At 46.0% G+C, this 14,291-nt stretch carries 15 protein-coding genes; 12 read left to right on the forward strand and 3 right to left on the reverse strand.

Annotation, left to right across the window (positions count from 1 at the left end; translation table 11 throughout):
- Nucleotides 1–68: 68 nt before the first annotated feature.
- The 3 genes from FN124_RS06645 (at nucleotide 69) to FN124_RS06655 (ending at nucleotide 4,189) form a co-directional block, all read left to right on the forward strand.
- Complete coding sequence (locus FN124_RS06645; RefSeq protein ID WP_142683959.1) at nucleotides 69–1,589, forward strand: glycoside hydrolase; 1,521 nt, start codon at nucleotides 69–71, stop codon at nucleotides 1,587–1,589.
- Between the two features lie 10 nt (nucleotides 1,590–1,599).
- Nucleotides 1,600–3,405 (forward strand): glycoside hydrolase family 35 protein, encoded by a 1,806-nt coding sequence (locus FN124_RS06650; protein WP_142683960.1) that lies wholly within the window; start codon nucleotides 1,600–1,602, stop codon nucleotides 3,403–3,405.
- Nucleotides 3,406–3,502: 97 nt separating this feature from the next.
- A complete protein-coding gene (locus tag FN124_RS06655) occupies nucleotides 3,503–4,189 on the forward strand; it encodes a hypothetical protein (protein ID WP_142683961.1) in 687 nt (228 codons plus the stop codon).
- Here the strand turns inward: FN124_RS06655 and FN124_RS06660 are convergent, their stop codons facing one another.
- Nucleotides 4,190–5,104 carry an SAM hydrolase/SAM-dependent halogenase family protein gene (locus FN124_RS06660; protein WP_142683962.1) on the reverse strand — a complete coding sequence of 305 codons (915 nt, stop codon included), beginning with the start codon at nucleotides 5,102–5,104 and terminating at the stop codon, nucleotides 4,190–4,192.
- 86 nt (nucleotides 5,105–5,190) lie between these two features.
- On the opposite strand from FN124_RS06660, the gene FN124_RS06665 reads away from it, so the two are divergent.
- From FN124_RS06665 to FN124_RS06675, 3 genes are all read left to right on the forward strand, one after another.
- Entirely contained in the window at nucleotides 5,191–6,012 is an 822-nt protein-coding gene (locus tag FN124_RS06665; RefSeq protein WP_142683963.1) for a helix-turn-helix domain-containing protein, read from the forward strand.
- A gap of 63 nt (nucleotides 6,013–6,075) precedes the next feature.
- Nucleotides 6,076–6,618 (forward strand): GNAT family N-acetyltransferase, encoded by a 543-nt coding sequence (locus FN124_RS06670; RefSeq protein WP_142683964.1) that lies wholly within the window; start codon nucleotides 6,076–6,078, stop codon nucleotides 6,616–6,618.
- 104 nt (nucleotides 6,619–6,722) lie between these two features.
- Nucleotides 6,723–7,820, forward strand: coding sequence for an acyltransferase family protein (locus FN124_RS06675; RefSeq protein ID WP_142683965.1), 1,098 nt, complete (start codon nucleotides 6,723–6,725; stop codon nucleotides 7,818–7,820).
- Between the two features lie 12 nt (nucleotides 7,821–7,832).
- Here FN124_RS06675 and FN124_RS06680 read toward each other — a convergent pair whose 3' ends face one another.
- Nucleotides 7,833–8,729, reverse strand: coding sequence for an alpha/beta hydrolase (locus tag FN124_RS06680; protein ID WP_260607348.1), 897 nt, complete (start codon nucleotides 8,727–8,729; stop codon nucleotides 7,833–7,835).
- Nucleotides 8,730–8,953: 224 nt separating this feature from the next.
- Here FN124_RS06680 and FN124_RS06685 point away from each other — a divergent pair, with 224 nt between their 5' ends.
- The 6 genes from FN124_RS06685 (at nucleotide 8,954) to FN124_RS06710 (ending at nucleotide 12,476) form a co-directional block, all read left to right on the forward strand.
- Nucleotides 8,954–9,427 carry a carboxymuconolactone decarboxylase family protein gene (locus tag FN124_RS06685; protein WP_142683966.1) on the forward strand — a complete coding sequence of 158 codons (474 nt, stop codon included), beginning with the start codon at nucleotides 8,954–8,956 and terminating at the stop codon, nucleotides 9,425–9,427.
- Between the two features lie 35 nt (nucleotides 9,428–9,462).
- Nucleotides 9,463–9,801 (forward strand): YciI family protein, encoded by a 339-nt coding sequence (locus FN124_RS06690; RefSeq protein WP_142683967.1) that lies wholly within the window; start codon nucleotides 9,463–9,465, stop codon nucleotides 9,799–9,801.
- 61 nt (nucleotides 9,802–9,862) lie between these two features.
- Nucleotides 9,863–11,113 carry an RNA polymerase sigma factor gene (locus FN124_RS06695; RefSeq protein ID WP_142683968.1) on the forward strand — a complete coding sequence of 417 codons (1,251 nt, stop codon included), beginning with the start codon at nucleotides 9,863–9,865 and terminating at the stop codon, nucleotides 11,111–11,113.
- Nucleotides 11,097–11,678, forward strand: coding sequence for a Crp/Fnr family transcriptional regulator (locus tag FN124_RS06700; protein WP_260607349.1), 582 nt, complete (start codon nucleotides 11,097–11,099; stop codon nucleotides 11,676–11,678). Before FN124_RS06695 ends, FN124_RS06700 begins: the two co-directional genes overlap by 17 nt.
- Nucleotides 11,679–11,752: 74 nt before the next feature.
- Entirely contained in the window at nucleotides 11,753–12,160 is a 408-nt protein-coding gene (locus tag FN124_RS06705) for a DUF4267 domain-containing protein (protein ID WP_260607350.1), read from the forward strand.
- Nucleotides 12,150–12,476 (forward strand): hypothetical protein, encoded by a 327-nt coding sequence (locus FN124_RS06710; RefSeq protein ID WP_142683969.1) that lies wholly within the window; start codon nucleotides 12,150–12,152, stop codon nucleotides 12,474–12,476. The genes FN124_RS06705 and FN124_RS06710 overlap by 11 nt, the downstream gene beginning before the upstream one ends.
- Before the next feature lie 52 nt (nucleotides 12,477–12,528).
- Here the strand turns inward: FN124_RS06710 and FN124_RS06715 are convergent, their stop codons facing one another.
- Nucleotides 12,529–14,283: a SusD/RagB family nutrient-binding outer membrane lipoprotein gene (locus FN124_RS06715; protein ID WP_185937115.1), complete on the reverse strand. Its 1,755-nt coding sequence runs from the start codon at nucleotides 14,281–14,283 to the stop codon at nucleotides 12,529–12,531.
- Nucleotides 14,284–14,291 lie beyond the last annotated feature (8 nt).

Consider the following 14,291-nt stretch of genomic DNA (forward strand, 5'->3'; position numbering starts at 1 on the left):
TGAAAAATATTTAACAGCCATTTTACTATTTTCCGGCGGCTTTGTGTGAAGCAAAGCGTTTTAGGAACATGAAAAAAATCTTCTGCCTGCTGCCACTGTGCCTTGCGCTGCATACTGCATCATCGCAGCAAAGCAACAGCAACATTATCCAGGTAAACATCGACCTACAAAAAACTGCGCAGACGATCCGCAACTTTGCGGCCTCCGATGCGTGGGCCGGTCAGTTTACCGGTAACTGGCCGGACAGCAAGCGTAACCAGATCGCCGACTGGCTGTTCAGTACCGATACAACCGCCGGTGGCCAGCCTAAAGGTATAGGCTTGTCTATGTGGCGCTTTAATATTGGTGCTGGCAGTGCTGAACAGGGTAACAACAGCGGCATAAAAGACGAATGGCGCCGGGCGGAGTCATTCCTGCAGGAAAACAATACCTACAACTGGAAAAAACAATCCGGGCAATTATGGTTCTTACAGGCCGCAAAGCAACGCGGCGTTACCCGGTTCCTGGGTTTCCTGAATAGCCCGCCGGTGGCGTATACCCTCAATGGTAAAGCATTTGCCGATAAAGGACTGAGTAATCTTCCCAAAAAAAATTATACTGCTGTTGCTCTTTTTTTGAAAGATGTAATACAAGGCATCCACTCAGCCACAGGCGTTCAGCTCAATTATATCAGCCCGGTAAATGAACCACAGTGGGATTGGAGCGACGGCGGACAGGAAGGCTGTCCTTATAACAACGAACAGATTGCCGGCTTCACCAAAGCTATCAGCAAAACTTTCAGCGAAGCAAAACTACCAACGAAAATACTGGTAACAGAGGCTGGTAAAATCAATTACCTGTATGCAGCGGAAGACAAACCGGACAAGGGCTCACAGATAAACGCCTTCTTTGCCCCCCACAGCGCCGCCTATATAGGCAACCTTCCCAATGTATATAAAGGTATTGCCGCACACAGTTATTTCACCACTTCACCTGAAGATACGGCCATCACTATACGAAAACGGCTGCATACAGCGCTGAACGGGCTGGAGTTCTGGCAATCGGAATACTGCATCCTGGGTGATAATGCCGGGGAAATAAACGGCTCCGGCGCAGACCTGGGCATGGATGCCGCATTGTATATGGCGCGTGTTATCCACTCGGATCTTACCATTGCCAACGCCGCCGCCTGGCAATGGTGGCTGGCTATCTCCCCTTATAATTATAAAGACGGGTTGATTTATATCGATAAAAATAAAACAGACGGACAGCCCCGCGATAGCAAAATGATGTGGGTGCTGGGCAACTATAGCCGGTTTATAAGACCCGGCGCAAAAAGGGTCCAGGCAGATATGAGCAACAGCGCTGCTTCAAAGGACCTCTATCTGTCTGCCTATAAGAACAAGGACAATACCCTCCGGATAGTAGTGATCAATAATGGCAGCAGTGCAGCCACTGCCATTATTCATTGCAAAGGCTTGAAACCAGGCGGCATGCGCAGCTATACCACCAGTTCAGCAGGTAACCTGCAGCCAGGCGATGTTCCGGGAAACACAGTCGTTATTCCGCCACGGTCAGTAGTTACATTGACAGGTAACATTAAGCAATAAACTGTAGACAATGAAAAAATTAAGCGTTGTTATTTTAATGATATTGTGCAGCTTCCAGCTATCCGCACAACATACATTCCAGCTGGGCGACTCCACCTTTCTGCTGGACGGGAAACCCTTCCAGATGATTTCCGGAGAGATCCATTACCTGCGCGTACCGCGGGAAAGCTGGCGCGACCGCCTGAAAATGGCTAAGGCTATGGGACTGAACACCATAGGCACCTACGTATTCTGGAATATGCACGAACCGCAAAAAGGGCATTATGATTTTTCCGGTAACAACGACGTTGCAGCCTTTGTAAAAATAGCCCAGGAAGAAGGGCTATGGGTAGTGCTCCGTCCCAGCCCATATGCCTGCGCAGAATGGGAGTTTGGCGGATATCCTTATTGGCTGCAGAATATAAAAGGCCTTGAAGTGCGCAGTAAAGAACCACAATATCTTGCTGCTTACCACAACTATATCAAAGCTGTAGGAAAACAATTATCAGGGTTGCAGATCAACCATGGCGGTAACATTCTGATGGTGCAGATAGAAAACGAATATGGTTCTTATTCCAATGATAAAAGTTACCTGGATATTAACCGGAAGATGTTTATTGATGCAGGATTCGATGGGTTGCTGTATACCTGCGATCCTGCCGCAGACGTGGCCAAAGGGCATTTGCCAGGCTTACTGCCTGCAGTAAACGGTATAGATGACCCGCAAAAAGTAAAACAACTGGTAAGGGAAAACCATAACGGCAAAGGCCCTTTTTATATTGCTGAATGGTATCCTGCATGGTTCGACTCGTGGGGGCAGAAGCACCACACCATCCCTTACGAAAATTTCCTCGACCGGTTAGACCGTGTACTGGCAGCTGGTATTTCCATTAATATGTACATGTTTCACGGTGGTACTACCCGCGGTTATATGAACGGCGCCAACTACAACGACAAGAACCCTTACGAACCACAGATCAGCAGCTACGACTATGATGCGCCACTGGATGAAGCAGGGAATGCTACGCCTAAATTCATGAAGTTCAGGGAAGTGATTGCACGCCATCTTCCTGCCGGTGTAACCCTGCCGGAAGTGGCCGCGAAGAAACCAGTGATCACCACACCAGTGATCAATTTTAAGCGCAGTGCTGGTGTTTTCAGTAAACTGCCTGCCGCCATTAAAAGCGTAGATCCGTTGACGTTTGAAGACCTGAACCAGGCCTATGGATTTGTACTATACCGTACTTCTATTCCGGGAGGACATAGCGGTTTGCTGAAAATAAAAGACCTCCGCGATTACGGCCTTATATTCGTTAACGGAAAAAGAGTAGCTATCCTTGACCGCCGCCTGGCGCAGGACAGCGTGGAAGTAACGCTTCCTGCCGGTACGGTAACCCTGGATATACTCGTGGAGAATCTTGGACGCATCAACTTTGGTGCCTACCTGCTGAAAAATAAGAAGGGAATTGTGGGAGAAGTATTATTTAACGGCCAGGCCATACACCAGTGGCAGCAGTTTAAATTTCCTTTTGATGTACAGCCTGCAGTTACACCTTCTGCTACTGCTGCAGATGTCCCCGTGCTGAAAGAAGGTAGTTTCACGCTTTCCGCTACCGGCGATACCTACCTGGACATGACGCAATGGGGCAAAGGAGTGGTATGGATCAATGGCCATCACCTGGGCAGGTACTGGCAGGTAGGTCCGCAGCAAACCCTGTATGTACCCGCTGAGTGGCTGAAAAAAGGCAACAATAAGATCACCGTACTGGAACTGATCAAACCTGCTGCAAATACCCTGCAGGGCATTGATCACGCCATACTGGACGTACTACAATAACACAAGAGAAGTTTGTAAAAAGCTATTGGGGCGGTTTTCCGTTTCAATAGCTTTTTACTTTAACTTTATACTGTATCCTTAATCCCACCGTTGCCACATGAAAAAAATTGTACTGTTAGCAATTGCCTGTATTGCCGGCCTACCGGTTTTCTCACAGCGTTTTATGCATGGTATCGGGTTCACTACTTCCATTGATCATACATCCCGGGGCGGAAGCATTCCAAGCTTCGGTTTAACCTATGCTATCCGTTATAACGTAATGGAAACGGATAAAATGGCGATATCTGTAGGCATTCCTCTGACGGCCGGCGGCTCCGGCGGATCTGGAGAAGGAGAAGAGATGGACTGGTATTACGATGCCGATGGTAATATCATATATTATTACACCGGTGAAAGAAAAGATGGGCCGGTGAAGAAGTTCCGTTCTATGGTAGATATACCGCTTATTATCAACTTCAATTTCGGCTCGTTTTCATCGTTTGATAATAAAAAGGCCGTGGGATTCTTTGCAGGCGGCGGATTCGCCTATCATTACGGTCCTGTAAATGTTAAGTACAAAGACGTTAACGGCGGCACCCTTACAGATTCCATTACCCAGCATTCCTTTGGGCCGGTAGGAAACATCGGTATGCGGATAGGACTTGGTAAAAAACAGAACGGGGCCATTGAGGTGAAGGGCTCTTTTATGAAGAGCCTGGCGAAGCGGCAGCCTGATATTTACGGTATCAGTGTATTGTATATACTTCCGAAACTGGGCCGCCACGGTAATCCCATCGGCTTATAATTATTTTTTGGGAGATAATATTACTTCCACACTCCACTCACTGCCGCTTCCTATATGATAGGTAGCCGCAAAATTACCCATGTTAAGTGCAAACGATAATTGCATTAAGCTGTTCAGGTAGCCCAGTGGCTTACCTTCCGGTACCGCACCAAAGGTTTGACTGTAAGGCGCAGCGGTTTGATGTACTTTTTTCCCGTTGTGGAAGAATGTTACCTGCAGGATATCGCCGTATTGCAGATGCAGCTGGTTAAGCAGGTCGGCGCTGATGTTGGTCCATACGTTACCATATTGCACATCCAGTACAGAGATGTTTCCTTTCAGTTTTCCGCCTTCCAGTACCGCCGCCTGGTAGGGAATCTTCACTACTTCACTGGGTAACAACGGTCCTACTTCTTCAAAGGTAATGGCGCCGGATGCCAGTCGCGCGCCGGTATAGGCATATACATCCCTGCCATGGAAGGTATAGGATTTTTGAGAATCTTTACGGCGGTTTACGGCTTCATCTATTTCACGTATTGCTGCAATGCCTTCCGAGGCTGCAATAAGGGTAAGCGTACCATTATCGGGCGTTACCACAAAGTGGCCATTATTTGTTTTTAGCACTACCGATTTGCGGCTGGTGCCCACACCAGGATCCACTACAGAAACAAACACCGTACCTTTGGGCCAGTAAGGAACTGTTTGTTCCAGCCGGTAGGCAGCTTCCCATATATTATACGCGGGGATTTCGTGGGTAAGGTCATACAACTTCAGATCGGTCGATACCCCGTTGGCTACGCCCTTCATGGCTGAAACGGCCCCGTCTTTCAAACCAAAATCAGACTGAAAAACAACGATCTTATTTTGCGCAAATGCAAAGCTGGTCGCTATTGTGATCACCAGGCTGCTGATAAAACGGAATAATGCAATTCTCATGGGGCGAGTTAATTAGTTTGCAAAGCTAAGGGTTATCATGAAATCATTAAAAAATCTTACCTTGAAAGTAATTCACCTGCCATAAAATGAGGTACCAGGAGCTGCCACCGCCATCTTATCTTAAAAGCCACGTTCGTTATTTCTGGACGCTGGAGAGTAATGGCGTTGTTCATGAGCCTAAAATTCTGGGGCCAATGGCAGATGGCTGTCCCGGCCTGATTATCCAGCAATCGGCGGATGGTATTTTCTACCAGGAAAACAAAGAGCTACCCGACTTGCTGTTGTACGGCCAAACCACCAAATATACGGAGCTGCATGTAACGGGCAGCATTTGTTCAATAGGGGTAATTTGTTACCCGCACGCGTTGAAATCCATTTTTGGTTTGAATGCCGATGAGTTAACCAATTCCTGTATGGACCTGGATATACTGGCAGTTACCAAAGATTTTTACCTGGCAGAAAGGCTAAGCAATGCACCTTCTTTAACAGGGAAGATAGATATCATTTCCACATTTTTATTTAACCAGATCAATAAAAACAGTGCATCGGCCGATGAGATCACGCATTTTGCGTTGTCACAGATCATTGAATCGGGCGGAAGTATTGCATTAAAAGACCTGCAGCAGCAGTTGCAGTTAACGGAAAGAAGTTTTGAGCGCCGGTTTAAACAGGGCGTTGGCATCTCCCCGAAATTATTTTCCCGGATATGCCGTTTTCAGAATTCATTAAAGCAGTTAAAAAGCAATAACTACAGTAAGCTGTCTGATATTGCTTTTGAGCACAACTATGCCGATCAGTCCCATTACATCCGGGCTTTCAAAGAATTTGCCGGTTTCTCTCCTTACCAGTACCAGAAAAAATCCACCAAAGCAGAAGCGGGCACTAATTTCCTGCTGATACCTGAATAAATTCCTTTTTTATTGTTCCTGTTTAAGATAGTTCCTTTAAATTGGGTGCCAAATAACACGTGTATGGAGATCTTTGCATCCACGCCCCGGTTGATCTTAAGGGAACTGATACCGGCTGATGCGGCCGGCATGTTTGAACTGGATTCAGACAAGGCCGTGCACTTATACCTGGGAAATAAGCCCTTAAGCACTATTGAAGAATCGCGGGAAGTGATCCGGTTTATCCGGCAACAATACCGGGAGAATGGTATTGGCAGATGGGCAGTGGTGGAAAAAGAGAGCAACCGGTTTGTGGGATGGGCTGGATTAAAGCTGGTGAAAAAGCCTACCAATGGCCATGTTAATTATTATGATCTTGGCTACCGCTTCATCCAAAAATACTGGGGGAAAGGATATGCTACGGAGTGTGCACAGGCCTGCCTGGACTATGGCTTTAACCGGCTTCGCCTGGAAAATATTTATGCCATGGCAGATGCAGGCAATGCTGCATCGAAACGTGTTTTAGAAAAAGCCGGCTTCAGGCCGGATGGTACTTTTTACGAAGAAGAAATACTGCATAACTGGTTTACCATCAGCAGGGAAACCTGGCAATCGTTGCATGGCTGAGCACACGATACCGACTGAGGTGTAATTACAGCAGCCCAGCTTAACTTGCTTTACACAAAAGTGACCGGTGTTGCCATCCTTTACCCTCAATCAGTATCCCATTTATGAAGATTAACAGCATACAGTTATTAAGGGCAGTAGCAGTTATCCTTGTGGTACATGTGCATGCCATAGATCTGCAGGAAGCATTTACCGTTTCCCATCAGCAAAAATTCTATTTCCTTGAAAACTTCGGCGCTATTGGTGTAGACCTCTTCTTTGGTATCTCAGGATTTATTATCAGTTATGTGGCCAGTAATTATTTTGGTGCGCGTGATGGAATAGATTTCCTGAAAAAACGTTTCTTGCGGATCAATCCTATTTACTATGTAGCAAGTGTTTGTTATATGGTATTCTTTTGCTTTTTTGACCGGATGTATCCTGTTACGGCTATCCTTTACGGATGGAGGGACACAGTGTTTATGTTACCTGTACTGAACTCGCAGAAGTGGCTGGCGCCAATTCTGGTAGTAGGCTGGTCGCTTAGTTTTGAATGGTGGTTCTATTGTCTTTTTTTCTTCCTGATCTTATTCCGTACAAGATATAAGACCTTATTGCTGTTACTTGTTATCCCCGTGCTGGTGACTATAGGCCAGCTGCTGAAGCCAACTGATTTCCGGTTGATATTTTATACCAACCCTATTATGCTGGAATTCCTTTTTGGTGTGATCATTTTCTGGCTGTACCGGCATGTAAAGGTAGCTACCGGCATAGCCGGGTTATTACTTTTGCTGGGAATAGGCGGTTATGTTTATAATGTTGTTTATGGCTTTGGAAATATATCTGAGCTGAGCAGTGTTACCAGCGGTACCGGCAGTTTAAAACGGGTATTGTTATGGGGCCTGCCCAGTGCGTGTATCCTGGCCGGATGCATTTTCCTTGAACAGCAGGGTATATGGACAAAACTCTGGAACAACAGGCTGGGCTTACTGATAGGTGACGCTTCTTATTCCATTTATCTTACCCACTATACTTTCTATTATTTTATCGCGCAGATATATGCTTCCACTGGTTACTTCCTGAATGCCGACCTTTCGGTTATTGTGCATATGGTACTGGCGGTGGCAGTGGGCATTTTCTTCTACTACAAGGTAGAGCGGCCGCTGATAAAGCTGCTGCACTCAAAGCCTGCTGTGCGACCTGTTCATACGGCTATGCCATGATTTAATATCAGATCAGGGGGTGTTGGGGATCCAGCCCCCTCTTTTCATCCACCACAACATAGGATCGAGCCATTCGTTTACTGGTAACCGTTGGGTGAAGCCATGGTTGCCGGTGGGATAGAGATGCAGTTCAGCAGGGATACCTCCTCTCAGCATGGCCTGGTAAAAGGCAATACTGTTATTTACATTCACTACGGCATCATCGCTGGTATGCGTGATATAGGCCGGCGGCGTATTGTTGTTCACCCACTCTTCATTCGAAAAGAAGGCGATCTTTTCTTTGGATGGTTCATTCCCCAGCAGGTTAATGCTGGAGCCCTGGTGGGCAAGGTCTTTATTCATGCTGATCACGGGATATACGAGGATCATAAAGTCGGGGCGCAGGTCCGTATTTTCCTTATTGGGTATATAGCTACGTCCGCTGTGCGTGCCCAATGTAGACGCTACATGGCCGCCGGCGGAGTATCCTGCAATACCGATCTTATGGGGATCCAGCCCCCATTCAGCCGCATTCATACGTACCAGCTTAATGGCCTGCTGCGCGTCCTGGAGAGGCCCCATGCTTTTATCCCGCATGGTAGCATCTGAAGGCAGGCGGTATTTTACCACGAAGGCGGTAACCCCTTTTGTAATAAACGCTTCAGCTATTTTGGTGCCTTCCTCCGCAAAGGCCAGGAACGCGTATGCGCCACCGGGGAAGATGATCACCGCTGCGCCGTTAGGCTTTTCAGGCTTATAGATGGTGATGGTAGGGACATCTGCCGGGGCGGTTTTACCAATACTGTTGGGAACAGAGTCCTTATAGAGGGGCCTTACCTCCTGAGCTTTAGCGGATATAACTGTAAACGACCATGTGAAAATAAAAAAGGCCAGCATTTTCCCGGTACGCGGATAAGTTTGTGCAATCATCCGTCAAAAGAAAAAATTACGGCCCGCCAAAGTGTTTTACAATTGTGAAAGCGGGGTGATTAACAAATGATTAATTCTCATTTCTGCCAGGCACAGGCGCTGACAGCCTTTATCCATCTGCCCGAAAAAAATTAAAAAAATTTCCGGGTAGATGTCCAATTTCCTTTTTACCGATCCTTATTGGTGTATAAACAAACAAATATTCACCAATAAAACTTATAAACATGAAACAGAGAATTAATCTGCTGACCAATGGCGCCAACGCAGTGAAAGCATTATCCGGAGTAAGTAAATACCTTGCGGAATCATCCATTGAAAGGTCACTGCAGCATTTAATTTACTTCCGGGTATCAGAAATGAACGGTTGCGGATTTTGCCTGGATATGCACTCCAAAGACGCAAGGGAAGAAGGAGAAACGGAACAACGCCTTTATATGCTGGCAGGCTGGAGAGAAGCTACTGTATATACCGACCGTGAACGGGCAGCCTTTGCCTGGGCAGAAGCAGTAACCAGGATCACCAACAGCGATGTACCGGACGATGTATACAACCAGGTGCGCCAGCAGTTCTCAGAAGAAGAAATTGTAGACCTGACCATAGCTATTACCACCATTAACAGCTATAACCGTCTTAATATCGCCTTCCGTACCGCGGCAGGAAGTTATACACCTGGATTATTCAAGGTGAAAGCGAATTAATTCCTATATTTCACCACGATTTAAATTATGAAGAGATGAAAGAATTCTTATTGCTATTCCGCCAGGCAGACTTCGCCTATCGCGACCTATCTGCAGAAGATTTCCGGGCGCTGACAAAGAAGTGGCAGGACTGGGCGGGCGGTATTGCCGCAGAGGGCAAACTGGGGAACAAAGGCAGCCGTCTTGCCCAGGAGGGAAAAGTACTGAAACCGGGAGGTGTGATTACAGACGGCCCGTTTGTGGAGATCAGGGAAAGACTGGGCGGGTTCCTGGTAGTAAAGTCCGATACGCTGGAAGAGGCTACCACACTGGCGCACGGCTGCCCGGTACTGGAAACCGGAGGCAGTGTTGAGATCAGGGAAATTGTTTTGTAACCGGTAATCAGCGAAAAATAAAAAACCACTCTTTCGTTAGAGTGGTTTTTACTGTTTTAATATGGAAAAGGAACTCGAATCACTGAAGCATTTATTTAAGCAGGAATTCTCCAAGATGGTGGCTGTGATCAGCAGGCTTTTCGGGTTACAGCATATTGAAATTGCGGAAGATATTGTGAGTGAAACATTTTTACTGGCCTCTGAAACGTGGGGTATGAAAGGGCTTCCGCCCAATCCAACCGCCTGGCTTTATACCGTAGCCAAACAAAAAGCGATACATCATTTCAGGAGAAATAAAATATTTGACACAAAAGTATTGCCTGAAATAACAGTCCGGCAGGAGCTGACCGATGAGGCGGAAGCACTGAGCTTTTCCCAGGAAAATATCCAGGACAGCCAGTTGCAGATGCTTTTTGCCGTGTGTAACCCCGCTATTGCCAGCGAAGCACAGATAGGCCTGGCACTGCGTATCCTTTGCGGTTTTGGGATAGATGAAATTGCAGAAGCTTTCTTATCCAATAAGGAAACCATTAATAAAAGATTATTCAGGGCCAAAGAGAAACTACGTGCGGAGAAGATCAAAATGGAGCTTCCGCCGGAAAATGATATCCCCCAACGGCTGGACAATGTGCTGCATATTATTTACCTGCTTTTCAGTGAAGGGTATTATTCGCAGACACAGAACCAGATACTGCAGCAGGACCTCTGCCTGGAAGCGCTGCGCCTGGGTTTAATGCTTGCTGCATACGACAAAACCAATCTGCCCAAAACAAACGCGCTTATTGCCCTGATGTGCTTTCACGCCTCCCGCTTCAATGCCAGGCAGGCAGGTGAAGGCGAGGTAGTATTGTACGAGGCGCAGAACGAATCCCTATGGGACTATTCACTAATTAACCAGGGCATTCATTTCCTGCAGCTTTCCGCCGAAGGAAATGAAGTAAGTTCCTACCACCTGGAAGCCCGTATTGCTTACTGGCACTGTATAAAGGAAGATACGCCTGAAAAATGGAACGAGATCCTTCAGTTATACAATGCCCTCCTAATGATCAATTACTCTCCCAGTGTAGCCCTGAACCGTACCTTTGCATTGTATAAGGCAAACGGGCAACACGAAGCGCTGGCTGAAGCAGAAAAATTAAAGCTGGAGAATAATCACTTTTATTATGTTCTGCTGGGAGAACTGTATAAGAATATCGACAATAAAAAAGCAAAAGCAAGCTTTGAAAAAGCCTTCCAGCTGGCCAAAACTGATACCGAAAAACAAGGCATACAAGCCCAGTTAAACCGTTTTACAGATGAGCATACACACTAACCTGATCAACGTTATCGGGCATTTTATCCGCATGGATGAAGACGAAAAACAGTTTATATCTTCTTTGTTCGTAAGCCGGCAGTTCCGGAAAAATGATTATTTCCTGCGGCAGGGACAGGTATGCCGCGAAGCAGGATTTATAGAGAAGGGATTGATCCGTTACTACAGTATCAAAGATTCCGGTGAAGAACTGACGTTTGATTTTGGAAAGGAAAATGATTTTACCTGTAACTATGAAAGCTTTCTTGATCACTCGGTTTCCCGGCGCAGTATCCAGTGCATTGAACCAACAGAAATTTTATGCGCTTCATATGAAAACCTTCAACTTATTTACAGTAAAGTAAAAGAAGGTGAAAAGTTTGGCCGCTTAATTTGCGAACAGTTGTATGTATATGCACTGAAAAAGGCCACCTCTTTTTATGAAGACCAGCCAGAACAGCGTTACCTGCATTTTATAAATAACTACCCCGACCTGCAGCAGCGCATCCCTCAATATTACATTTCCTCCTTTGTAGGCGTAAAACCTCCGTCTTTGAGCAGGATCAGGAAACGATTGGCGATGTAGATTTATTAACCTGGGTGAACGAACAGGCGGAAAGCGGTGTGTACTTTTGTTGCATCATCATAAAAAAGCAACAAATGAAAAACATCTCTGAAAAAACCGCCTTCTATGCCACCTTATCAATGGGAGCTCTGCTGGTATTTATCGGCCTTCGTTTTCTCTTTAGCCCATTAGTAGCAGAAGCCGACTTTGGTATCAGCGTCCCTGAAAATGGTAATTTTTCCTTTCATTATATCAAAGGTATCCGCGACCTGTTCACTGGTATCGCTATACTGGGCATACTATGGACCGGGGAGCGCCGCGCACTGGGCATATTGCTGCTTGCCGGCACCATTGTTCCCGTAATGGATCTTTGCCTGGTGCTGAACAACCCTGCACATACAATTGATAAACTGATCCCTCACCTGGTGGCTATCGTGATAGCATCGGGGCTGGGAGTATATCATATTGCTTTCACCGCTAAAAAAACATCCCATGCTCTTTAGTATAGTTCTGTTACTTCACTTCGGATGTTTTTTGGGATACCTTGCCGTATTGGTAACGCAACGATCCGATTATCACACAAAGACCCGCGATCATAAAGGATTACTGCTCGGTATCGCGCTGCTGGTAACGGGTATAATAATGGTGGCTTTGAAATATCCGCATGTTAACTACTATAAAGTGGTTCCCAAAACCGGTATATTCCTGTTGATAACGTTGATCAATATACGTTTTACCAACAAACCGTTTACCAAAGGAGCTTACTATGCCCTGGTGGGATTAACACTGGCGGCGGCGGGCATCGCAGTATGGCACTAAAAAAGAGAGCCGGCCAAATAAGCCAGCTCCCTTCCGACGTCATTGCTCTCTGCTATTGATAATTATAATTATCCCAGTAAGGATTCTTTGTTCTTGCCGCAGCAGGCACCCAGAAAATTGGGCTGGTCAGATTATTTTCACCGGCCACTTTTTTGAAATTATCCGGGTTATTGGTCAGCTCGATAGTTGGATAACGCACTCTTTCCGGCATTGGCTTCCATACAGAAGAATGCCAGGTAAACGGTTCCAGTTTCGGATGACGGGTCCTTCTCAGCTCTGCCCAGAGCTCATATGGCTGGTAGAGGTTGAGATGGATGTATTTCTGCTGCATCAGGATTTCCATTTTATCGTCCTGTGTGGGGGCGGCGGCGAATTTGGCTTTAACAACATCGCCCCATGCGCTTATCACTGCATCAGATGGTTTGGTAGGATATACCATTGCTGTTTGTTCAGGTGTCATCTGGGTTTTAGCGTAGCTGCTCAGCTGGTTAATTGTATACCAGAAGGCAACGGAATGCGTTACTTCATCCTTAATATGCTCTTCTGCTGATTTACCTGTGTTTGCCAATCCTTTCAATGCAATTTCAGCCAGCAACAGATCCAGTTCCCCTAATGTGCTCATATATACCGGCATTTTCGAATTCCGGTGGAACGTAGCATGATTGTAAGTGGATTTTGCATTGGTAGAAAAGGTAGAAGCTATATTATCTGCATATGGATAATACCGTTCTCCGTTATTATACAATACAGATTGTTCTTCGATATTGGCAGACACACCACGGTAATCCATATATTTTGTTGGCATAGCCAGTACCGGTAAGCGTGGATCATCAATTCCCTGCTGATAGGCAGGTGTACCATAGTTCAGCCTTTTCATAATGATATTCGGAATGAAAGAAGCGAAAGTATTTTCATACACGCCGCGGATCCATGTTCCACCACCGGTTGGATCTATATCAAACCAATAGAACCAGTAAAGATCTGTTTGCGGCAATGGCTTTGCCAACGTTGCCTGGATCAGTGGTTTGGCATATGCTTCTTCCACGCCGGCAATTCTTACCAGTAATTTCAGGCGGGTAAAATTGATCAATGCTACCCACTTATTGATATCACCACTGAAAGCGATATCCTGTTGTGTAAAAACAGTTTTAGCTGAAGCAGACATCTGTGAATATGCACCAGGCAATTCATCTACAATCGTTCCCAATTCCTGTATGATAGACTGATAGATCTCTTTCGGATCATCATATTTAGGGAAAAGATACTTCGGCTCTTTTTTAGCGCCCTGGAAAGCGTCTGAATAAGGGACTGAATTAAAGAAATCCACCAGCTTTGCACTCTGGTAACATTTGATAAAACTCACCAGTTTCAGGTACACATCTCCATCCAGCTTTAGCTGACCGGTACGCGCCTCCACGGAATCGCGGATCACTTCATAATTCTTCAACCGGGTATAACTATGCTGAAAAAAAGACTGCCCGTTGATAGGTGAATCGTCAAAACCATTACCCGTGGTTAAATCATTATAGGTGGAAAACCAATCGTAACGGTAAGACACAAAACGCTGCGCCACCTGCTCATACCCCGTAATACTGGTACCACCATTGAGCAGGTAATACCACTCTCCGTAGTCCTGTGCAAATATTTTATTGTTTGTAAGCACGCCGGTGAATAAGCCGGGCACCACATCTATATCACTGCCTGTAGAGAGCTTGTCCTTATCGTAAAAGCGATCTTCCAGGTCCTTTTTACAAGCTCCCAGGAAGGAGGCTGAGAGCAGGAAAATATATAAATAAGCTTTTTTCATTTTTTTCA

Source organism: Chitinophaga polysaccharea, from assembly GCF_902150045.1.
Lineage (GTDB): Bacteria > Bacteroidota > Bacteroidia > Chitinophagales > Chitinophagaceae > Chitinophaga > Chitinophaga polysaccharea_A.